At 58.3% G+C, this 22,424-nt stretch carries 19 protein-coding genes; 7 read left to right on the plus strand and 12 right to left on the minus strand.

Annotated features, from left to right (window positions below):
• Nucleotides 1–210 precede the first annotated feature (210 nt).
• From N6L25_RS13545 to N6L25_RS13555, 3 genes are all read right to left on the minus strand, one after another.
• The gene (locus N6L25_RS13545; protein WP_271981264.1) at nucleotides 211–453 is read right to left on the minus strand and encodes a hypothetical protein; all 243 of its coding nucleotides are present in this window, start codon (nucleotides 451–453) and stop codon (nucleotides 211–213) included.
• 90 nt (nucleotides 454–543) lie between these two features.
• Nucleotides 544–2,958, minus strand: coding sequence for an AAA family ATPase (locus N6L25_RS13550; RefSeq protein WP_271981266.1), 2,415 nt, complete (start codon nucleotides 2,956–2,958; stop codon nucleotides 544–546).
• A gap of 215 nt (nucleotides 2,959–3,173) precedes the next feature.
• Nucleotides 3,174–3,956 carry a nuclease-related domain-containing protein gene (locus N6L25_RS13555; RefSeq protein ID WP_271981268.1) on the minus strand — a complete coding sequence of 261 codons (783 nt, stop codon included), beginning with the start codon at nucleotides 3,954–3,956 and terminating at the stop codon, nucleotides 3,174–3,176.
• A gap of 240 nt (nucleotides 3,957–4,196) precedes the next feature.
• Between N6L25_RS13555 and N6L25_RS13560 the strand changes: the two genes are divergently transcribed.
• From N6L25_RS13560 to N6L25_RS13580, 5 genes are all read left to right on the plus strand, one after another.
• Complete coding sequence (locus tag N6L25_RS13560; RefSeq protein WP_271981270.1) at nucleotides 4,197–5,216, plus strand: 2-dehydropantoate 2-reductase; 1,020 nt, start codon at nucleotides 4,197–4,199, stop codon at nucleotides 5,214–5,216.
• A 419-nt stretch (nucleotides 5,217–5,635) separates the two neighbouring features.
• Nucleotides 5,636–5,917 (plus strand): ComEA family DNA-binding protein, encoded by a 282-nt coding sequence (locus N6L25_RS13565; RefSeq protein WP_271981272.1) that lies wholly within the window; start codon nucleotides 5,636–5,638, stop codon nucleotides 5,915–5,917.
• A 100-nt stretch (nucleotides 5,918–6,017) separates the two neighbouring features.
• On the plus strand, nucleotides 6,018–6,812 hold the full coding sequence (locus N6L25_RS13570; protein WP_271981274.1) for a (Fe-S)-binding protein: 795 nt from the start codon (nucleotides 6,018–6,020) through the stop codon (nucleotides 6,810–6,812).
• Nucleotides 6,809–8,251: a LutB/LldF family L-lactate oxidation iron-sulfur protein gene (locus N6L25_RS13575; protein ID WP_271981276.1), complete on the plus strand. Its 1,443-nt coding sequence runs from the start codon at nucleotides 6,809–6,811 to the stop codon at nucleotides 8,249–8,251. The genes N6L25_RS13570 and N6L25_RS13575 overlap by 4 nt, the downstream gene beginning before the upstream one ends.
• A complete protein-coding gene (locus N6L25_RS13580) occupies nucleotides 8,248–8,904 on the plus strand; it encodes a LutC/YkgG family protein (protein ID WP_271981278.1) in 657 nt (218 codons plus the stop codon). Before N6L25_RS13575 ends, N6L25_RS13580 begins: the two co-directional genes overlap by 4 nt.
• A gap of 20 nt (nucleotides 8,905–8,924) precedes the next feature.
• Here the strand turns inward: N6L25_RS13580 and N6L25_RS13585 are convergent, their stop codons facing one another.
• The 6 genes from N6L25_RS13585 to N6L25_RS13610 all read right to left on the minus strand — a co-directional run bounded on the left by N6L25_RS13585 (nucleotide 8,925) and on the right by N6L25_RS13610 (nucleotide 17,546).
• Entirely contained in the window at nucleotides 8,925–9,623 is a 699-nt protein-coding gene (locus N6L25_RS13585; RefSeq protein ID WP_271981280.1) for a DUF3592 domain-containing protein, read from the minus strand.
• A 190-nt stretch (nucleotides 9,624–9,813) separates the two neighbouring features.
• Nucleotides 9,814–10,806: a DUF6708 domain-containing protein gene (locus N6L25_RS13590; protein WP_271981282.1), complete on the minus strand. Its 993-nt coding sequence runs from the start codon at nucleotides 10,804–10,806 to the stop codon at nucleotides 9,814–9,816.
• Nucleotides 10,803–13,457: a toxin VasX gene (locus tag N6L25_RS13595; protein WP_271981284.1), complete on the minus strand. Its 2,655-nt coding sequence runs from the start codon at nucleotides 13,455–13,457 to the stop codon at nucleotides 10,803–10,805. The genes N6L25_RS13590 and N6L25_RS13595 overlap by 4 nt, the downstream gene beginning before the upstream one ends.
• Nucleotides 13,454–14,080, minus strand: a complete 627-nt coding sequence (locus N6L25_RS13600; protein ID WP_271981286.1) for a DUF4123 domain-containing protein — start codon at nucleotides 14,078–14,080, stop codon at nucleotides 13,454–13,456. Before N6L25_RS13600 ends, N6L25_RS13595 begins: the two co-directional genes overlap by 4 nt.
• Nucleotides 14,077–16,266: a type VI secretion system Vgr family protein gene (locus N6L25_RS13605; protein ID WP_271981287.1), complete on the minus strand. Its 2,190-nt coding sequence runs from the start codon at nucleotides 16,264–16,266 to the stop codon at nucleotides 14,077–14,079. The genes N6L25_RS13600 and N6L25_RS13605 overlap by 4 nt, the downstream gene beginning before the upstream one ends.
• 230 nt (nucleotides 16,267–16,496) lie before the next feature.
• Nucleotides 16,497–17,546, minus strand: coding sequence for an alkane 1-monooxygenase (locus tag N6L25_RS13610; protein WP_271981550.1), 1,050 nt, complete (start codon nucleotides 17,544–17,546; stop codon nucleotides 16,497–16,499).
• Nucleotides 17,547–17,934: 388 nt separating this feature from the next.
• Here N6L25_RS13610 and N6L25_RS13615 point away from each other — a divergent pair, with 388 nt between their 5' ends.
• Both N6L25_RS13615 and N6L25_RS13620 read left to right on the plus strand, forming a co-directional pair.
• Nucleotides 17,935–18,609 carry a GntR family transcriptional regulator gene (locus N6L25_RS13615; protein ID WP_271981289.1) on the plus strand — a complete coding sequence of 225 codons (675 nt, stop codon included), beginning with the start codon at nucleotides 17,935–17,937 and terminating at the stop codon, nucleotides 18,607–18,609.
• Between the two features lie 174 nt (nucleotides 18,610–18,783).
• Nucleotides 18,784–19,728: a YbgA family protein gene (locus N6L25_RS13620; RefSeq protein WP_271981292.1), complete on the plus strand. Its 945-nt coding sequence runs from the start codon at nucleotides 18,784–18,786 to the stop codon at nucleotides 19,726–19,728.
• Nucleotides 19,729–19,735: 7 nt separating this feature from the next.
• Here N6L25_RS13620 and trhO read toward each other — a convergent pair whose 3' ends face one another.
• From trhO to N6L25_RS13635, 3 genes are all read right to left on the minus strand, one after another.
• Complete coding sequence (gene trhO, locus N6L25_RS13625) at nucleotides 19,736–20,743, minus strand: oxygen-dependent tRNA uridine(34) hydroxylase TrhO (RefSeq protein ID WP_271981294.1); 1,008 nt, start codon at nucleotides 20,741–20,743, stop codon at nucleotides 19,736–19,738.
• A gap of 183 nt (nucleotides 20,744–20,926) precedes the next feature.
• The gene (locus tag N6L25_RS13630) at nucleotides 20,927–21,490 is read right to left on the minus strand and encodes a porin family protein (RefSeq protein WP_271981296.1); all 564 of its coding nucleotides are present in this window, start codon (nucleotides 21,488–21,490) and stop codon (nucleotides 20,927–20,929) included.
• Nucleotides 21,491–21,651: 161 nt separating this feature from the next.
• Nucleotides 21,652–22,380 (minus strand): DsbA family protein, encoded by a 729-nt coding sequence (locus N6L25_RS13635; protein ID WP_271981298.1) that lies wholly within the window; start codon nucleotides 22,378–22,380, stop codon nucleotides 21,652–21,654.
• Nucleotides 22,381–22,424 lie beyond the last annotated feature (44 nt).

The following is a 22,424-nucleotide window of genomic DNA, read 5'->3' on the forward strand; positions in this document are numbered from 1 at the left end:
TCAAGATGGCGGGAGAGGGGCAAAAAAACACACAAATAACGGGAGAATAGCGTCTGAATCTTCGATTTTTGCCGGCTAAAACCAAGATCGGCAAAAATCAGCGGTTATTCAGAGCTTCCCTAACCGAAAAATAAATCTGTCCCGGTTTTCCAGGTGATTCCGGAGAAAGCAGATCTTTTCCGATTTTCTTACTTTTCATCACTGTAATGGTTAAGCCAATTCCCATGGTCGATCCGTTCGGCCATAAACGGGCTTTAAGACACCAGTATCTCGCAATTTCTGTGCGGCCCACCTGGCATCGTACTGCCAGGAATAGACTAAGTCTCCGGAAGCTCTTATTTCTGATTCATAGTGATCCCAAAGATCTTTAGCAATTTCTTTTGGCCAGCCAGAGCCCCCGCGTGCTTTTAAACACTCAACAATCCATTTCATCATGTCTTCACGATTCGCCAAGAGAGCCCCTCCCTGACCCAAGACATTTAACGCTCGCATTTTCGGCTGGCTTGGAGCGCAGCGGTAAACCAGTTCGACAACATGCTTTTGTTAGGCATGTTCTACCCCAATACTTTGAAGTAACGCTGAATACTGGTCTGGATCTTTTTCTTTAATTTTCCGTAATATAAAATTCGCCGTTGTCTTCATCTCAGGAACATCAATTGGCAAAACACTTCTCTCAAAGACACCCGCCAAATGTGAGAATTCATTATTGATGCGATCCGTTAATGACGCAGCCAATGCATCATCTCCAAAAAAGCGCGCCAATTTGTCATCTTTTTCCACTGCATTTGGATACTTGTAGTACAAAAACGCCTCTAGGAACTTCCGAGTATTGTTCCCGAAGTTGTAGTAGCAATCATGATTTTCATCACCATCTATCTGGGCATGGGCACACCTATAAATTTGGTGAAACAGGAAGTTGAACTCTGTGACGTAGTCTTTCAGGTATCGAGGCATCAACTTGATATCACTGACTTGATCTGTTCGTGTGATGATAAAATATTGAGATTTGTTTTTATTCAAAGCACCGGGAAGTCGCTTCAAATACTTTAAAAAATCCAAGTTGTGAGTTGAAATAAAAAGCTGTTTGAAACGATCACGCTCTTTTATCTCACCGCTATCTTCATATTTCTCCGGCGTTACGATCTCGGAATTAATAAGGCTGTAGACAAAAAAGATATGATTTGCATCCAAGCTGGAGATAGGATCATCAACCCAGATAATCGGCTGATTGCCTTTAGTTTCTATGTCTTCAAGTTTAGCCATGAAGTAACAGAAGGCTATCAAACTACATTCGCCCTCACTGAGGTGGAATGCTTTTTTATCATTTCTGGTTACCTCAAATCGGTATCCAGATGATGCGTTCCCGGGATTTGCTTCAATGGCTTTGAGTGAAAGATTTTGATGACCGAAGAAATTATTCAAATAATCATTTACACGGTCAGCTCCCTTGCTTTCATCTTTTAGATGAGCCTTCAATTCAGCTATTTTCTCTCGTTTTTTATTAACATTTTCTTTTGCGAAGTTTCTAGTCTTCTCCGCTAAGCCCATGGCCTCATTCAGTGATTCAATGGACTTATTCTCTTCTTCATACTTTATGTCTGTTATGAATGTAAAAACTTCATGGAGGCGGAGAGCCGCACGAGCTTCAGATTGGTCAGAGCTTAGTGAAGCTGTAAGCTGGTTGGATTCGTTTCTGAGTTGCTCATACAAATCCCTGACCGCATTCAAATCTTTTTCAACCGACTGAGGTTCATTGAATTCAAGAGGTTTAAAGATGTCATCTCTTCGTTTTTTGATCTGTTTTCTTATGGAATCCAGGCTCTCAATGTAAGACGTTGATAGGGTCGACAACTGTTCTGTCAGCGAATCTAAGTCGGCCGTGTAGTTAGTGTAGAAATCCGAGTTTTTGACTTTCATTAGATTAGGGACTCTGGATCGCTCACTTTCAATCGATCCAAGCAGGGCTTCCAGCTCTTGACGAAGGTCTTCAGACTCCTGATTAAAATGCTTGTCCAGCTTCTCCCACAAATCTTCAGGAAGGTCGCTGCCACAAAATGCGCACTTATCTCTCTTCTCTTGATGGTGGCCCCGACCAGTCCTTACCCACGTTGCCAGAGCCGCATCGTTTAGCAACTCCTGAATTGGTTCAGATGCCTGAATCTTTTTTCCGATTAAATCTTTAGCCTTTGAAGCTATTACAGAGCATTGGAGATTGAAAGTCGTTGATTCAGGGATTTCTGATTTGGGTTCTTCTCTGAGGAGGTCATGAAAATTGCCTACTTGCTCATCAGAAATCGGAGAGTAAGTGTCTTTGGTAACATCCGAGATGTCTGCCTTTATTTTAGAAACATTGTAGTTGGCATCACCAAACGCTTTATTATGTTTGATTCCGGTGCCTGACTTATTGGCTTTATCACGTAACTTTCGTTCCAATTCTGACGACTTGTCGTCATGGTATTTTCGGGCTTTTTTGAAACTCTCCTCAGCACCGAGGAACTCCCCCAGCAGACCAGACTTATCCTCTTCGTTGCCAAGTTCGGCTTCAAGCTTCTCAATTTCTTCCTCAAGCTTTGTATTGTCTTCCCCTAATATAGCGAAAGAATTGATGGAATGTTCATCATCAACAATGAAACGTAGATTGTCCCGGACAAAGTCTTCATTGAAAACCCGAACAACTTGACCATGATTTCTTAGTGAATTCTGCGTCGCAGTGCTGCCACCATCAAAAGACACCCGAAACTCGGGTGAACTATATTTCTCTGAGATACAACCGGTTTCTAAAGCTCGAAGGATTCGAGAAAGAGTTGTTTTTCCAGAATAGTTGCGTCCATACAGAATATTTAGGCTTTTAAATTCTGCGATATTATTCCCAGTATCTCGCACGGATGATGACCACTGAAAATCATCATAGACAGCCATACCTTTTATCGAGTCTATTTTTTTAATATGTCCGCTCATGCACGTCCTTTTGAAGATGCCTAACACCTAAGCATTTAATGGTCGTGCGCAGCACGACCTTTAAAGCGTATTAGATGGAACGCTTCGTTATTGCAAAAATACCGAACGCGGCATAATGCTCATCCCCCGAAGCACTCCATGAAAATCATTAAATAAAAACAAATACCTACAGACCCAACAACACCCTGAACTGTAATAACGACGATTCGTCATCATCACAAAAACGCCGAATCAACCACCCCTCGACACCCAGGAAACCCCTTACACCCCCAAAACTCCTCCCCAACATTCTCCCCACGCTTAACAACCCGCTTCACCATCTCCCCCTCGCACTTAGGACACCGAGGCTCCCTCTCCTTCCTCGCCACAATCTCCCTAACATGCGCCACATGCTCCCGATTAGTCCGAAATGAAGCAGCCAATCGCCCAGACTCAACCCTCTCAACAACCTCCCTAACCTCACCCTCAGAAAGCACCACCTCCGAATGCGACTTAATAAACCGAATATATCCCCCACCCTGCGTCACATTCCCCGGCATCTCCGTCTTAAACGTCGAATCCCCCACAAACACCACCAACGAATGCACCTGCTGATCCCCCAACCCCAACAAGCTCTGCAACGTCTTCACATGCTTGTAGTTCTGATGCAGCGGATTCTGAAACTTCTGCGAGTACTTATAGATCTTCTGCGTCCAATACCGCTGATTGGCACTGCCAAAGATCCACCCCTTCATGTTCTTGGTTTCCACCACAAACACCCCGTATTGGGAAACGATGATGTGGTCGATCTGGGTGGTGCCGCCTTCGGTGGGCAGGGTGACGTTCTTGATCAGGTGGTAGCGGTTCTTGTCGAGAAACAGGCGAGCGGAAGCATTGACGAGGAATTCACCCATCTTGCCCTTGAACCAGGGCGACTTGATCACGCCTGCTAGGATGGCAAGGGGAATCAGATACCAGAGGGCGTTAAAAACAGGCTGAAGAACCGGGGAGTAGTCCATCCGTCATCCTTAACTGACAGCAATTCGTTCCATCTTGTTTAGCTACACATTAGCGCAAAGTCTTTACCTCGCCCCCTAGGTCATTGAAAAAATTCGTAAACGAACCGTTGCACGGCAATGGGCGTGCCGTGTCACCCATCGGGCTGCCGCCAGAGCGGACCCAGCCACAGGCTCCACGCCACAACATTGACAACCCCCTAAACCCCGGTAGAGTCGGTAAAAAAACGGAGACACAGGCCTATGGAAACCTCCCCCAAACCACCCCGCGTGGTCATCTTCGGTGCCGGTAGCGTGGGCTGCTACCTGGGTGCCCGACTGATGTCGGCGGATGTTGACGTCACCTTCGTCGGGCGGCCACGGATGCAACAGGTGCTCAAAGCGCATCCACTGCGGGCCACGGATTACGAGGGCTTCCAGTACGAGGCCTACCTCAGCGAGGGCCAATACGTGACCACCCCGGAGGCAGCCGCCCAGGCCGATCTGGTGTTGGTGACGGTGAAGTCGGCCGCCACCGAGGAGGCGGGGCGGGCCTTGGCCGAGCATGTGCGGCCCGGTACGCCGGTGATCAGCCTGCAGAACGGCATTTCCAACGCCGAACGGTTGCGGTCGGTGATGCCTGGTGCCGATGTGCTGGCGGGCATGGTGCCGTTCAATGTGCTGCAGAAGAGCCCCGGTCATTTTCACCACGGCACCGAGGGGCACCTGATGACCGCGCGCCACTCGGCACTGACCGCCCTGCTACCCCGATTCATTCAGGCTGGACTGCCGCTGGAGCTGCGCGACGACATGCTGTCGGTGATGTGGTCCAAGCTGCTGCTCAACCTGAATAACCCTATCAATGCCCTGAGCGGAGTGCCGCTGCTGAAGGAGCTGTCGCAGCGGGATTACCGGCGCTGTCTGGCGCTGGCGCAGGAAGAAACCCTGGCGTTACTGAAGGACGCCAAGATGCCGTTGGTCAAGCTGACCGGTGTGCCGATGGCACTGATTCCCAAGGTCATGCGGCTACCAGACTGGCTGTTTACCCGGTTGGCGCGAACGATGCTGGCCATCGACCCCCTGGCCCGTTCCTCCATGTGGGAAGACCTGGAAGCTGGCCGCCCGACCGAGGTGGACTGGATCAATGGTGAAGTGGTACGCCTGGCCGGTTCGCTGGGGCAACAGGCCCCGATCAACGCGCGCCTGACCGAGCTGGTGCGTGAGTGTGAGCAGCAACGGCGCAGCTGGAGCGGTGCCGACCTGCTGCGGGCATTGACCCACTAAAGCCGCATCGACCAATTAAAGGCAAATCACTCTCATTTGCAGGCGATAGGATTACAGCGTTGTAAGCCAAATCGCACACGGCCAATCAGCAATGTCCTGTTTGCCCCAAGCCCCGTATCCGTAGAATAGCAATTGTCAGGGATGACATGCCTGCAAGGACGCAGGTTCAAGGATGAAAGGACTGACTCACAGGATGTGGGTCAACAGGGATGATGGCCAAGGATTGGCTAGGCCTGAAGGAACAGGCGTTTGGTTGGCTACGGATAAGGAACACAGGGACAGTGATCCTGTCCGAGCCCCCTTTCTGGTGGTTCTATTCGCCGAGCATTTCTCCCAGATCCCCCTCCACTGAAGGATACAGCCCTCCTCAGACTTGGGTCGCGCTGACGCCCGTACCAATTCTATTCAGGAGACTTTGTATGACCCGTAATTCGCTGTTGGCCACTTTGTGCCTGGTATTGTGCCTATTCACCGGCCTTGCTCACGCCGAGCCGGAGATGACCGACCATCCGATCAATATCAATACCGCCACGGTGGAGGAGCTGCGTGCGCTGGAGGGCATCGGCGAGAGCAAGGCCCGCGCCATCGTTGCTTACCGTGAAAACCATGGCCCGTTCCAGAGCGAGGCCGAACTGACCAATGTGCGTGGCATCGGCGAGCAGATCCTCAGCAAAAACACCCCGCGTATTACCCTCGAGTAATTTCTACTGTCGCTGCACTAAAGTTGGGCTGGACAGCCCAACTTCCGCTGCATAAGGTTGTGTAAGAAGCCTGAACAACCACGCGCAGCAGGATCTTGCCATGGCTGATCCGATCAAAATGTATCCACCGAAACCCGCCAGGGTGTATTTTTTCGGCACCTGCCTGGTCGACCTGTTTTACCCCGAAGCCGGGCTGGCGGGGATCAAACTGTTGCAACGGGAAGGCATTGAGGTGCAGTTCCCCCAGGGGCAGACTTGCTGCGGCCAGCCCGCCTACACCTCGGGCTATCACGACGAGGCCCGCGCCGTCGCGGCAGCGCAACTGAAGCTGTTTCCAGAGGACTGGCCCATTGTCGTGCCCTCTGGGTCCTGCGGCGGCATGATGCGCAAGCACTACCCCCAACTGTTTCGCGATACGCCGCAACTACAGCAGGCCCTGTCGGTGGCTGCCAGAGTCTGGGAGCTGACCGATTTCCTGCTCAATGTGTGCAACATCAAACTGGAGGACCTTGGCAAGCCCACCACAGTGGCCCTGCATACCTCCTGTTCGGCCCGCCGTGAACTGGGGCTGGCCGACGTTGGCCCGACCTTGCTGGGGCAACTGCAGAATGTCACCCTGGCCGAGCAAGTGCGGGCTGAGGAATGCTGCGGTTTTGGTGGCACCTTCGCGGTTCGGCACCCGGCCATTTCCGGGGCCATGGTCAGCGAGAAGGTGGAGGCCATCGTCGATACCGGGGCGCGGGAATTCGTCACCACCGACTGCGGCTGCCTGATGAACATGGTCGGCTACGCCGACAAGGCCCAACAACCACTCAGCGGCAAGCACATTCTCAGTTTTCTCTGGGAGCGCACCCAAGGGCCGCCACCACACCACGCCGGGGAGCAAGAGCCATGAGCCTCGGTCCCGCCTCCCAACACACCCACCGTGATGCCGTGCGGGAGTTCCACCCCCGGGCCCGGGCGGCGATTCACAACCCCCAGATCCGCCGAAACTTCCGCAGGGCGATGGATGGGTTGATGAGCAAACGGCGGGCCGCCTTTGAGGGCTGGGATGTGGAGGCCCTGAGAACCCTCGGCGCCAACGTTCGTCAACGCGCCCTTGCCCAGCTGCCGGAACTGCTGGTGCAGCTTGAGCAGCAGCTGATTGCCAATGGCATCCAGGTACACTGGGCCAACGACGCCGACGAGGCCTGCCACATAGTGGGCAACATCTGCGCGGCACGCCACGTCCGACGGGTCATCAAGGGCAAATCCATGGTGTCCGAGGAGATGGAGCTGAACGACTACCTGGCGGAGCATGGCATCGAGGCGTTGGAATCGGACCTGGGGGAGTACATCGTCCAGTTGGCCGAAGAAACGCCCTCCCACATCATCATGCCGGCCATTCACAAGAACACCGGCGAAATCTCCGAACTGCTGCACCACAAGACCGGCACTGACCGCTCCGACGACGTGGAATACCTGACCGCCAGCGCCCGGGCCCAGTTGCGGGAAAAGTTCATGCTGGCGGATGTGGGTGTGTCGGGCGTAAATTTCGCGGTCGCCGAGACCGGCACCCTGTGTCTGGTGGAGAACGAAGGCAATGGCCGCATGACCACCACGGTTCCGGCCTGCCACATCGCAGTGACCGGGATCGAGAAGGTGGTGGCCAGCATGGACGACGTCGCCGCCCTGCTTGCCCTGCTCACCCGCTCGGCCACCGGCCAGCACATCACCACCTACTTCAACCTGATCTCCGCTCCCCGCCAGCCAGATGAACTGGACGGCCCGGAGGAGGTGCACGTGGTGCTGGTGGACAACGGCCGCTCCACGATTTACCAGGACGACGAATTGCTGGATACCCTGCGTTGCATCCGCTGCGGCGCCTGCATGAACCATTGTCCGGTGTACACCCGGGTGGGCGGGCATGCCTACGGCACCACCTACCCCGGCCCGATTGGCAAGATCCTCATGCCCCATCTGCTGGGGCTGGACGAAACCCGACACCTGCCCAGCGCCTCCAGCCTGTGCGGGGCCTGCGCCGAAGTCTGCCCGGTGCGCATTCCCATCCCGGACCTGCTGGTTCGGTTACGCCAGGAGTCGGTGGATGGCGACCATTTGCACCCTGGCCGGGTGCGCGGCCATGGCAGCAAGCGCAGCAAATCCGAAGCCCTGGCCTGGAAACTCTGGCGCTGGCTCCATACCCGCCCGGCGATGTACCGCTGGGCCACGGGGATGGCGGTGCGGTTGCGCATTCTGCAGCCCCGCAAACTCGGGGCCTGGACCGATTACCGCACGGCACCCCGGCTGGCTCGCCGCAGTCTCCATGAACGAATGAGGGATGAACGGCCATGAGCGCTCGCGAACAGATTCTGCAGCGGCTCAAACACCGCCGCGGTCACACCCTGGCGATGCCAGAGTGCGATTATTCCGTACTGGATCGGGGCAAGGCGTCGCAAGCGGAACGGCTGCAGCAGTTTGAACAGACCCTGGAGTCCGTACACGGGGAGGTTCACCGGGTGCACCGCAACGACTGGCTGGAGCGCCTGGCCGAAGTGCTGCAGGCCCGCAGGGCACGCAACCTGCTGATTCCCGGGGTGCACCCGATTGGTCAGGCGGTTCGCGATGCCCGCCAGCCGGGCTTGCCGGAGTTGCTGTACTACGACCGCCCGGTGGAAAACTGGCAGCGGGAGCTGTTCACTGAGGTGGACGCCAGCCTGACCTCCACCCGCGGCGGCATTGCCGAAACCGGCTCGCTGATCCTCTGGCCCACCACCGACGAACCCCGGCTGATGAGCCTGGTGCCGCCGGTGCACATTGCCGTGCTAGAGGCCGCCGAACTCTACGGCACCTTTCTGGAAGCCCTTCGCGCCCAGGGCTGGGCCAAGGGCATGCCCACCAACGCCTTGCTCATTTCAGGGCCGTCCAAGACCGCGGACATCGAGCAGACCCTGGCCTACGGGGTCCATGGCCCCAAGGAACTGATCGTTCTGGTGCTGGAAGATTAGAGAGCAAAAAGCGCGGGCGATCAGCTGGCCAGCTGCGGCAGGAACGAGGTGTCTACCCAATACCGCTTCAGGTTGGTCTCATCCACCAGCACCGGCACGGTGTCACCCTGGATATGATCGGTTGGATCAAACCACAGGTTGTCGCTGTGGAACACGTGAATTTCCGAAGTCTGCGGATGTTGCCATTGGCACACGATGCGATAGGGGCTGCGGCCGTTGACCTTGAGCCCGGTGTTGCGCTCCACGCCCTGCAACGTCGCGTGAATCTGCACCCCTTTGTGCTTGAGATAGTCCCGGGAGCGCCGTTTCAATACGCCCGCCAGCACCATGCCACCGCCAACGGTTGCGAATACCAACCCCAGCACACCCACAATCACCGCCCCACCCCACAGCGAAAAGAAGCCATTGATGCGGGCCCCCTCCGGGTTTGAGGTCTCGTACAACACCGACACTCGCTCACCCCGGTTGTACGATGGCGGATTGGAGCCGGTGTTGGATTTGAACTCCACCTGCCGGCCATCGTCATCCTGGAACACCACCACGGGGTAGTAGGAAACCGAATCGCTGGATCGGGACCGGACCAGTTCCACCACTTCCCCTTCGGCGGTGACGGCCTGCTCAAGAAATGACGCGGTGTTGCTGTAGAGAAAATAGGCACCCACCAGCATGCCGAGGCCAATGAGGGAGAAAACGTATTTGATGATGTTTAGGGTTTTCAACGAGTCAGTCCTTTTCAGACGTTGAGGGTGAGCCGATAACCGAAAGTATGGCCAGGTTTGCGCCGCCCTGCTGAATCCTTGGCCTGGCTAACGGAAACCGCATCTTACGAAATTCGGTCTGCCTTCGCTAACGGACAGGGCGACCGGCGTCAGCGGCCAGGTCATCCTCTACCCGCCAGCATGGGCTGCTTCAATTTCTAGGCAGGTGGGCCCAGCGTTCTTTCTCGGCCTCGGCGTAGCCTTCCTCGATATCCGCCAATTGGGTGGTGGGGCCATCGGGCCGCATACGCTCCTGCACCACCTCCGGCCATTGATTGTGGGAGCGGCTTCGGCAAATCTTGTAGGTGACATCGGCAGTAAACCATACGGGATGAAACGCGTAGGCCGACACCAATCCAAAAAACACATTGCCCGAAATTCCTTGGCCCTCGGCCTTTTCCTGTGCAAACTCGTCTTGCGCCTTCTTTAGTAGGCCGCGCATGGAAAATTGCGAGCGCTCCAGCTGCTTGGCAATGAAGTCCCCCTTCTCTGGAAGTTGATGACCAAGGTCGTCAAACCAGGGCCCCTCGTTCATGTATGCCCGCAGGTATTCCCACAGGCTGACCAGGGTCTGAAGGCGCTTGCCGGAGGTGTGGCCGCCGATGTTCAGGGCGATTCGGTCTTCCGGGTGACCGAAGCGCTGCAAAATGATCTCCAGGTTGCCATGCACCATCGAGCCGGCGTATTGATTGACATTGCGATACTCGTAGGCCACCGCCTCGATGCCCTCCCAGGGAGTGTGGTAGAGCTTGCCGTTAAGGTCGTAATAGATCTCCCGAGTACGGCGGTTGAACACGATGGGTAGGGGAAAGGGGCGGTAGAGTTCCCAAATAAAAAAGACGGCAAAAAACGCTGCACCAAATGCCAGAACTTGCAAGGCAAGGATGGGCGATCCAGCGAATAGGTATACAGCTGCAGCCGCCGCACAGCCGGAGAAGAAAAACGCGCCCGCTCCCGAGGGAAGCCCCTTGGTCTCCGCAGTGGCTGTCTTCAGCGTGAGGTAATCCTCGGTGTGGAGTTCGACACTGCCGGGCTGGGATGGTCGATAACCGCTGGGCTGGTCGCCCTTGAGCAACTGCCGGGGGAACTGCCCCGCCAGTTTTTCCCCCACCGCGTCGAACAATTGCTTGGCACTCTTGATCATGACAGGTTCACCTTCACGGGTGGCAGCTCCAGGCCGGGCTGGGGCTGGTAGGTCAGCTCGCCTTCGATGCTCTCCGGTTTATCGCTGTTGTGGTAGACCCGGCGGTAGACGGCGGTGCCCACGGGCGGCTCGATGCGGGTGCCCTGGTGGCGGTCGAAGTCGCTGCCGGTCCAGACCACCGGAAAATTCTCGAACTCGCTGTCCTGCATACTCTGCCTGTCCTCCTCGGTGAACCAGCGCCGGAACTCGTCCTCGGCCCAGGCCAGGGAACTGAAGCTGCGGACGCGTTTCCGCTCGTGGCCTTCGAAGTGGATCATACTACGGGTCAACCCCGGCTGGCCCGGCAACTCCAACAACAGCAGGCATTCCTGGACATGGTCCCCGGTGCGCGGGTTCAGGCTGGGGTAACGTTCCAAAGTCAGTTTCACTGGGAACACCACCTGATAGAGCCGCTCCATCTCGGTGCGGTACTCCCCGGCCCAGTCTGCTGGTTGGATGCCGAAGCGGGTCTTGGCAAGCCAGCGTTCCAGGGGCGTGTTCTGGATATAGAAGCGGGTCACCAACCCACCGATCAGTGTGGCGGTCAGGCCAATGGACAGGGCGGTCACCCAGCCTCCCAGCCGGGACAGGCCGCGCACGGCGGAGGCGGCTTTCAGCCCCAGGGCCACGGCGCGGGCCTCACGGTAGGCGCGGAAGGCCTGTACCCCCAGAGCCAGTTGCCCTGCCGACACCCCCGCCAGCCCCACCTCCAGGGCAGCGGTATCGTAGTCGCCGCTGCGCCAGGATTCGAAGGCCTGGAGTCCGAAGACGATAATATCGAAGGCGGCAGTTATCGACGCGAAGAGCGCTGAAAGTGCCCCAATGCCATGGCTATAGGCGGCTGGATTGTCCGCTTTCGACAAGCCCTCCCTCCAATTAAGTTCCGCCAGTTTGTGTTGGACCGAAGTATACGCGGTGGCGACGGCAGCCATTGCTTCTCCAAACTTCGCTCCCGACTCAACATTACCTTCTTTATAAAGCTCGCTGCCCATCAGCACTAGGTTTATCCCCGTCACCAACACCAACAACGACCGCACCGGCGCCTTCTCCAACGCCCCGTCCCGCCAGGTGTAGGGATTGTCGCGGGTAAAATGGGCCGCATTGGCAGGCTGGAGCCGTAGCAACGACAGACGTTGCACCGGGGCGTCGGTGGCCGGGGTGTAGCGGGCGGGCTTGCCGTTGGCAGCCTCACTGAGCCACTGGTTGGCCTGCACGCGGTCGACGTCTTCCACCGCCAGTTGCTGGCCGGAGCGGGCCAGGGCCGCAAGCAGGAAACCGCTGCCCAGGGCCGATATCTGGGCGGGCACCCGTTGCAGCTCCGCCGCAGCCACCGGACTCAGGGCGGTGAACAGGGCCTCGTGGGCTGGTACCGGGGCGTGGAAGCTAAGCCGGTGGAGGCGGGCGTTAATGGCAGTGGCGAAGGCGGCGGTGGCCTGGGGCAGGCCTTCCAGGGCTTCTGCGGTGAGGTCTGTGATTTCGACGAGCTTCTTGAGATCCCCCAGCGCCACGACTTCCCTCAGCCCCAGCAGGGCATGCCACAGCCACAGGGCGCGGCTGGTATCGAGTTCCATCATGCGTCCGATGGCCGCCGCGCCCCGGCTCATGTAGGATGGCCCCAGCAGGCTGATGCTGAACTTTTCCGCCAAGATGGTGCGATGGTCTTCCCGGGCCAGGTCCAGGCTTTCGCAGGCGCTGGCCAGGGTGCCGGGGGCGTCGTCGCAGTCCAGGGTGCCCATCCACTCGATCCAGGCGTCCAGCAGGCCGATGATCACGGTCTCGAACTGTTCCTGGGAGGTGTCGGACTCCCGCCACGCCTGTTGCAACCGCCCCTGGTCGGTGAGTTCGACGAGTTTCTGGTTGAGTTGCTGGTCGCCGTTGGACAGCTCGCGGATGATGCCGGCAAGGCCCCACTCGCCGCCAAATCGGGATCGCAACAGCTCCTGGTTGTCGTGGGTCAGGCGGACCAGCGCGGCCAGGTCTTCGGTGATGCCCCAGGGGTCGTCCACCAGCGCCACGGACCGCTGCTCCAGCCGCTGGGTCTGGCGGGCCAGGTTGGGCCAATGGGGCACCACCGGGGTCAGGCCTGACCAGTCAAAATCCGGTGCGGCGATCACTTCCGGCAAACCGTTGAATACCGACTCATCAAGCACCTGACTATGAGGAGCCGCCCCCGGGATGACCTTGCGCATGTGCCGGGGGCGCTGCCCGGCATCGTTGGCCAGGGTCTCGAAGTGGCGATCGGACCAGCGGTTGGGGGTCCAGGCCAGGTACACCGGGTCCCCCGCCGGCACTTGCAGGTAGGCAAGCCGGCGGGCGTCGATGACTGGCCCGCCCCGGTCGGTCTCGCCGAGCAACCCGTTGCTGACCTGGAACTCGGCCAGACGGCCCTCCAAGTCGATCCAGACATAGAGCCAGCCATCCCTCAACAGCCGGGGCACGTAGTGCATGTTCCGCTCGCGCAGGTTAGTGTAGCGCTCGAGCACCGGGAACCGACCCGGTAATCGCGGCAGTTCAAGACTTTCAAGCAGCGGCCCTTCGTACGCCAACGGGGCGATGGCGTAGCGCAGGGGCAGCAGAGCGGTCATCAGTGGGCAGGTGGCGCAGCCGGTCATAACACCTCCGTGTGTTGGTCGTTCGTGATCTGCTCCTGGGTATCGGACAGGGCTTGGACCAGCGCTTCGCTAAAGCGGAAGCAGGGCTGGATAGCCGCCGTGCCGTCAAAGCCTGCAACACCCTGGCAGTCCAGGCGTGCCACCGTGAGCTGGTGATGCCGGACCTCCGCCTGGCCCGCACCATAGGACAGGCCGGTCACCCGGCTCCAGAAAGCGGTTGGCAACAGCGTTTCGGCGTTTACCAGGCGCGCCACCACGTTGGCGTCCGCCAGCCTTAGCCAGACCACACGGCCATCCGCCAGCCGCACCTGCACCCGGGCCCGGAAATACCCGGCAAATTCCTCCAGCATCATCCCGGTATGGAACACCACAGCCCGTGCCAGGGCCGGGTGACGTTGGTACCAGTGGCCCGTCAGCTCCGGGTTGTCGTCCAGGGAAAGTAACAGAGGTCCCAACGGCGCCAGGGCGTCGTGAACACCATCGGCCAGTACCTGCACAGGCGGGTCGCTGATACCCAGATCATAGAGCCCGCGTATCCCCGCAGGGAGGCTGGCACCATCTATGGCCAGGTAACGGTGTTCGCCCGGAGCCAGCGGTGCCCCCGTAGCCCATTCCTGACTCATATTGTGGCCTCCCCTTCACCGCCAAGGGCCGAACAGATCTCCGCGAAGGTGTCCTGGTCCCTGGCGGCCTTACGGAAATTGGCGGCCTGTTTGGCAATCGCGCCGGAGGGTGTTTGCAACGGTGCCAGCGCAGCATCCGGCCTGGCATTGTCGCGCACTCCGGCTGTCGCCAACGGCGACGACGCATTGTCCGGCTGTACCTGGTCGACAAGCACGCCCGGTTGCTTGGGTACCTGTGCCGAAACCCCCGTCCCACTCCCCGGCGATCCTCCCGAGTTCATTTTCACCATCGGCCCGGACACGGTGACGCCGCTGGGATCAACTTTGACGAAGCTGCCGCCGGCTTTGAGAGTAACTTCAGCCCCAGCCTCGATAACGACTTTCATGCCGGCCTTATGGTGGATTTCGTTGCCGGCCTCGATGAGCTGGGCCTGGCCTTGTCGGCTGTGGTGGCTACCGTTGACGGTGAGGCTGTAGTCGCCGCCAATCTTGGTGCGCTGTTCGCCGTCCACGGTGAGGTGGTCGTTGGCTTTGATATGGCCGATGCGGTCGTTCGCCACGGTCAGGTGGCTGTCGTGCTTGATGACCTCGGTGCGGTCATGCTCGGTGAGCAGATCCAGGTCCTTCTGGGCGTGGAGGTAGATCTGTTCCTGCTCAGCTTCGTCCTCGAAGCGCAGTTCGTTGCTACCCTCGCCCTTGTGACTCTGGGTTTTCAGCACCGTTCTTGTCTTGTGCTCCGGCAGTGCATAGGGCGGCGTGTTGGTGGCGTGGTAGGTACGGCCGGTGATGATGGGCTGATCCGGGTCGCCGTCGAGGAAGCTGACGATGACCTCATGGCCGATACGGGGCAGCGCCATGAAGCCGTACTGGCCGCCGGCCCAACCCTGGCTGACTCTGAGCCAGGCGCTGCTGTGCTCGTCATTGATTGAGTAGCGGTCCCAGGGGAAACGCACTTTCACGCGACCGTGCTCGTCACAGTGGATCTCCTCGCCAGCCGGGCCGGTGACGATGGCGATCTGCGGGCCGTCCATCAGCGGGCGGTTGGTCACCTGTGGTCGCCAGCGCCTATCCGCCGGGATGGCCTCGAAGCTGTTGTGGTAGGTGGTGGGATCGCTACCGCCCTCCTCTTCCAGGGCCTGGGGCTGCTTGCCAGTATGGACGATGCCGGTCAGCAGCCAGTCCCGGTTGAGGTCGACTTGGCCGTGGCCGGTCAGGGGCAGCTTGGCGCCTGCGGCAAGGTCGGGACGGTTGCTGCTGCCACGGGCAACGCTGGCGTCACTGCGCAGGGCGTCCAGTCTGGCCTGGCTAAAGGCGCTGCCGCTGGCATCGCTCTTGAAGCGGCCGGGGTAGTCGTAATACTGATAGTCGTCGCGCTGGTGATCGATGCCGGCCGCCGCCTGCTCGTGCATCAGGGCGTAAGCGGGATTGCGGAAAGTGTAGTCCTTCATCGCCACCGAGGCGGCGCGAACCCGTTCGCGGTAGCTGAACCTGAACACCGCCGGCTGACGGCTGCTGCCACCGGCGCTGGCGTTGTAGCTAGCCTCCGGCAAGGTGACGGTGTCGCCGTGGTGATCGGCGATCACCAGCGGTTGGTTGTCCTGCGTTCCATCGAAGCGAAAGTGCCAGCCCTCTTCCGCCGCCAACCGCTGCAGGAAGTCGAGGTCGCTCTCCCAGTGCTGAACGCAGTACTCCCGTTCCTGCGGGGCGCGCTTGAGGTCGAACACCGTGTCGGCGATGCCGCGCTCGTCCAGCAGCGTCTTGAGGATGCTGTCCGGGGTCTGGGCCTGGAAGATACGGCTGTTGTGCATCAGCCCCAGCCGCCACAACGGCGGCTTCACCACCAGCTGGTAGCGGGTGCGGCGGTGGCCGCTGTCGCCGCGGGCGAATTCGGAGACCACGCCGGTGAAGCGGCGCAGCAGCTGGCCATCCTGCCAGACGGCCAGTTCCACGGATTGTTCGAGGATCTGGTCCAGGGAGGGGGACAGACTTGAAGTGTGTCCCCCGGACGCGCTTGAGCTGGCACCGATACCGGGATCGCTGCTGGCCAGTTCCAGGGTGCCATGGAACAGCTCAGAGAGAGCTTCAGAGAATTCGAACGCGACCACCACAAACAGGTCGGCGGGGAGGCTGCCTACACGGGCAGTAAACTGCAGGCCCTTCGCAGTCGGGAGATTGGCCTCGGGCATGTCTTCAATCCTTGAAGTACGTCGTCCAATTAATCACCCAGGGTCCCGGGGACTAATTCCGGATTTGTCCCTATGACTGGGACTGAATTGCTCATCCTGAGCAAGCCCCGATTATAACGGCCGTGGAAATGATTGAAACCCACCCCACCGGAACCCGATAACAGTTTGGAACGAAACATCAAGGAGCAAGCCCCCCGGGAAGAGACTCTCACCAGGGGCCACAAATCGGATCAGGCCAGCTGATGTTCCTCGCCCTTGTAGTAGGCTTTAACCCTCGGGTTCATTACCTTCTTCCATAGGGGCGGGATACAGGCCAGTACCACCATGGCGGCGTAACCTGCCGGCAGCTGAGGGGCTACGTCATGATGGCGCAGCACCTGATAGCGACGCTTGGCGTAAGCGTGATGGTCGCTGTGGCGTTGCAGATGGAACAGGAATACGTTGGTCAGGAAGTAATTGGAGTTCCAGCTGTGTTCCGGGGTGGTGCGCTCGTAACGTCCGTTCTCCAGCTTGCGACGGTGCAGGCCATAGTGTTCCAGGTAATTGACGATTTCCAGAAGGGTGAAGGCGACGAAGCTCTGGCCCAGGAAGAACGCGGCGCCCAGCCAGCCGAACGCGGCGGTGAAGGCCACCAGGGCCAGGGCACTGATGCCATACCACCAGATCAGCTCGTTACGCCAGCTCAACGGCTTGAGGCCCTTACGCTCCAGACGTTGAGCTTCCAGTTTCCAGGCATTGAGGAAATTACGAACATAGGCCCGTGGCAGAAAATTATAGAGAGACTGATCGTACCGGGAAGAGGACGCATCTTCTGGCGTAGACACATGGACATGGTGACCACGCAGATGCTCCACCTTGAATCCCGCGTAACAGACCAGGGACAACAGGAAGCCACCGGCCCAGGTTTCCAGGCGCTCGTCCTTATGGATCAGCTCGTGGGCTACATTGATACCCAGACCTCCCACAATGCCAATGGAAAAAATCCAGCCAATCGCCCCCAGGGTGCTGAACATGCCCGAGCCCAGCAACGTCATTGACCACACCAGCAGTGCGGCAAACAGGACCACCCAGCTCAGGGTGAGAAATTTGTAGAAACGCTCCTTGTTCATCTCCGGGACTTCCTCAACCTCGTCCGGATTCAGGGCGTCCTGTCCCAGCAACAAATCCAGCACCGGAATGATCACAAACACCACCACCGGCGCCCCCCAGGCAAACAGATTCACCAAATCCAGCGCTTGACCCGCGACCAATAACAGAGCGGGAATCGCCAACGGCAGCATGGATATCACAAAGGCGTATTTCTTGAGGATCAGCAGTAACCGGCGGCGGGCCGGATTCTGACTTGCGGTTGTGTTGCTCGTGCTCACAGTACATCCCTCTTTCTTGCTAGTAAGGCGTGGGAGGCGGTTCTGCTCGGCGCATGTCCGGCCTTCACTCCCACCTTTTCATAGGTATTGGGGGTGACGTGAGTTTATCGTCACCCCTATTTGCATTATTGTCCTACAATATAGCAATCGTCAACCATGACATCACCGAATATTCGGGAGATGATCGAACTCGGAATCATCAGGACCGCCAAATCAAGGCCTTAAGAGGGGAAAACCAGCTGTGTTACACTCACCTAAGCACGCATACTCGGGTCACCGTGGCCCGCTTCAGAGAGCAGTTATGGAATTTCAGGTTCCCAACACGTTGGCCGAACAGATCGCCAACTACCTGGCCGAGCAGATCATGACCGGCCACATACACCCCGGGCAGCGGGTTCATGAAGCCAAGGTGGCCAGCGAGCTGAAAGTCAGTCGGGCCTCGGTCAAAGAGGCGCTCTACACGCTGGAACGCTGGCACCTGGTGGACATCACCCCGCGCAAGGGTGCCTCCGCAACCAGGCTCGATGCGGAACATGCCTCAGAACTCTACGATGTCTATATGCACCTGCTGCAGATGCTCGTGGAGCGATTGATCGACCGTTGGCAGGCATCGGACCGGGATTTGTTGCTCGCCAAGATTGAACAGGTGACCCGCCGCCTCACCACCGACGCCGATGTACTGGCGGTGGTGGAGGCAAGCTTTGATGTGATGGACACCTGTTGTCAGGTGGTGGGCAATCCCTACCTCACCGAGGCGCTGGCCAACTTCAAGCCAGCGGTGAGCCGCACCTATTACCTGAGTGCCGATCGCTACCGCCAAGACTTGAAACGCACCGCCCAGTTCTTCAGCGGACTCACCCGGGCCGTGCTGGAACGGGACAAGGCCACTGCGGCGGAGCACATCCAGGCGTTCTTCCAGCACCAACGACAGCTGATCTTGCAGGCGCTTTCTCCTGAGCCGGCCGCGGCCCCCTAGGCGGAACGACCACGGCATCTTATCCGGCCTGAAAAACCGGTTTAGACGAACACAACGTAGATAGACAGATAGACAGATAGACAGCTAGGCAAAACACAACCCGAGCGAAGGAGGACGAGCAAAAACGTCATAGGCGCACTCGTTTTTACACCGTCTCCGAAGAGGGCCCCCACTGTGAGCAAAATCCCCGTAGGCATCAGCACCTGCCTTCTTGGCGAACAGGTACGCTATGACGGTGGTCACAAGCACTCCCGATTCTGCACCGAGGTACTGGCGCGCCATTTCGATTTTCACCCCACCTGCCCGGAAGTGGCCGCGGGCCTGGGCACACCTCGTCCGGCGGTTCACTTGCGCGAGATCGACAACAACCTCCGTCTGATCGACGCCAAAGGCAACGCCGATCACACCGAGTCGATGCAGGCCGTCATCGACCAGGTTGTCCCGTCACTGGGCCATCTGCGGGGCTATATCCTGATGGCCAAATCCCCCAGTTGCGGCATGGAACGCATCAAAGTGCATAACGAAGAGGGGCAGTTGATCCACCGGGACGGAAGGGGTCTGTTCGCCGAGGCCCTGATGCAGGCTTACCCCCTACTACCGGTTGAAGAAGAAGGCCGTCTGCACGATGACCAGCTGCGGGAAAATTTCGTCGAACGGGTGTTCGCCTATGACGACTGGTTGCAGAACGTCGTCGCTGACCTAAGCCCAGAGGCGCTGATCCAATTCCACACCCGCCACAAATTCCAGCTGCTGGCCCACAACGAAGCGATCTACCGAACTCTGGGGCCATTGCTGGCTGACCTGAAATGCACGCCGCTTGAGCAGATTGCCAAGCAGTATATCAGCGGGTTCATGGCGGCCATGGCCTGCAAGGTCAGCCGGGGGGCCCATGTCAACGCCATGCAGCATTTGATGGGCTACCTGCGGGATTCCATGGGCGACGCTGACCGCCAGGTGCTGACGGAGCAGATTGAGGCCTATCACCGGGGCGAGCTGCCCTTGATTGTCCCAATGACGTTACTGCGCATGGCCCAGCGGCGGGAGCCGGTGGACTATGTGGCACTTCAGCAATACCTCAGCCCCTACCCGGACGAGCTGGGACTGAGGAATCGGGTCTGACAACCAATCAGACCCGCGTTTTCTCTCCTGCCGCGCTCTTGGCGGCCTGACGCGCCCGCTCGGCCTGCTTGCGGGATTTTCGCTCGGCAATGACCTTGGCCGCCTCGCCACCGACGTGGGTTTCGCCACGCTGTTCGGCCAACCGGATCTGGCGCTCACGCTCGGCAAACCGGGCCTTCTGCGCATCGCTGAGGGAGTCGATGCACTGGTGGCAGCTCACCCCCTGCTCATACTCAGGACGCTGCTTGTCATCCTCGGTGATGGGCCGGCGGCAAGCGTGACACTGGTCAAAGGCACCCCGTTCCAGCTGATGGTTGACCGTCACCCGGTCATCGAAGACAAAGCATTCCCCGCGCCATAGCGACTGTTCCTCGGGCACTTCTTCCAGGTACTTGAGAATTCCGCCCTTGAGGTGGTAGACCTCCTCGAAGCCCTGTTCTTTAAGGTAGGCGGTGGATTTCTCACAACGGATACCACCGGTACAGAACATGGCCACTTTCTTGTGCCGAGTCGGATCGAGGTTCTGTTGGACGTAGCCAGGAAACTCGCGGAACGTATCGGTAGCGGGGTTGACCGCGTTCTTGAAGGTACCGATTTCCACCTCGTACTGGTTACGGGTGTCAATCAACAACACCTCTGGATCGGAAATCAGCGCGTTCCACTGTGCCGGCTCCACATAGCTACCCACAATCCGTTTGGGATCAATATCCTCCACACCCATGGTGACGATTTCTTTTTTCAGCTTGACCTTGGTGCGCTTGAAGGGCTGATCGTCCACGAAGGATTCTTTGTAGTCGATGCCATCGAAACGAGCATCGGTATCAATCCAGGCCTTGATTGCGTCAATGCCCTCACGACTGCCGGCGATGGTGCCGTTAATGCCTTCCCGGGCCAGCAGCAACGTGCCGCGTACGCCCTGCTGTTCCATCAGCGTCAGCAGGGGCTGGCGCAGGGATTCATAATCTTCAACAACTGCGAACTTGTAGAGTGCGCAGACCACAACAACATCGGTCATCGGATTCTCCTGCGAGCCGGATCGTAAATCCGGAGCATCGATTCATTGAATTGATAAATCGGCTAGTTGATTAACTGGTTAATGGACTAATCAAAGAATAGCCGCGTGAAAAGGCGGACGAATTTTAACCGATCGAAGAAAGGTTGGAAAACGCCCCGGCTGACGCGGGGCGATTCGACAGACTTAAAACCGGTACATCAGCCCCAAGGTTGCGGCCGAGACTTCCGTTTCACTGTCCTTGAAGAGCGTCAGGTACTCCAAGCTGACATCGGACTTGTCGTTGATCGCGATGTTGGCGCCCAAGCCATAGGACACATCATCGTCATTACCGGCATCGTTGAACACTTCATCGCCGTCTACGCTGACGCTAACCTCGGATTTGATACCGGTGTACCCCAGGATGATGTACGGATAGATTGGGGTCGGGTTTGGAATGCCCGCCAATACATAGGCGCCAATGGAGCGCTTGGTTTCCACTGTCAGTTCCGCGCCGCCCAGGCTGCTGGAGTCATCCGTCAGCCCAAAGCCGCCCCGGCCCTCAACAGCGATGTAGTCGTTAAGTCGACCACCAATCCGAAATGACAGATGGCCATATTTGAAATCATTCGGGATACCTTCCTCATCGACATCAACATGGATTCGGGACAGGTTTACTCCGAGATAGCCTTTTGGTGAAGCACTCTCTTCGGCCTGAACACCCACCGCCATCATCGCTGCAAGGGAAGCCGCCAACCACTTGTATTTCATCATCACATCCTTAATTCGAAATGCTGTCCGTCCAGTCGGACGCTCACATACAAAAAGCCGCCCCCTCCACCGGATGGAGCGGCCTGCATGTTAAAGCATTTCTCATTAATAATGCGAACAAGGCGTCGCCCTTGCGGACATTCCCCGCTACACCATCAAGCTCATTCTGCCGCGGCCAACTCCCGCTCCACCACCGCCGACAGCTGTCCCCAACCCGGCCGTGTCAGCTGGATATTGTCGACCAGTACGGTGGGGGTGCTCAGCACCCGCATCTGCTGGGCCACCTGGACACTGGCTTCGATGTCCTCCCGGTGCAGCTCGGTGGTCATGCAGCGGCGGAAACGGCGCTCGTCCAGGCCCTGCTCGGAGGCGTAGCGGGAAAACATGTCGACCGGCTTGCTGGTGCCGCTCCACTCACCCTGCTTGGCGAACAGCGCATCGTGCATCGCCCAGTAGCCATCCTGATCACCGGCGCAGCGGGCCGCCATGGCTGCGGGCATCGCGTTCTGGTGCTGACGCAGTGGCAGATCGAAGAACACGAAACGCACCTTGCCCGCGGCGACGTACTCCTCCTTCAGCCGGCGACTGGCGTCGGCAAAACGACCACACGCCGGACACTGGTAATCGGCGAACTCGCGCACCACCACCGGGGCGTCCTCGGCCCCAACGCTCACACCAAAACGATCTAGATGGACGGGAAATGGCTCCGCCTCGGTCGCAGCCACCGGCAGGGCCTCAGAGGTTTTCTCCGGCGGCTGGGTCATCAGCACCAGACCTGCGACGATGGCGATCACCACCGCCACTGCAATGGCCAGCCACCCCAGCCTTCGCCGCCCGGCTCGATCATAGCCTGGCTGTCCCGTGGTCTTTCGCCGATTTGCCTCACCCATAACCGCTCCTTTGTGTCTTGGGAACCATTGAATCACTCCGAATC

Source organism: Marinobacter sp. SS21 (assembly GCF_028369065.1).
Taxonomy (GTDB): domain Bacteria; phylum Pseudomonadota; class Gammaproteobacteria; order Pseudomonadales; family Oleiphilaceae; genus Marinobacter.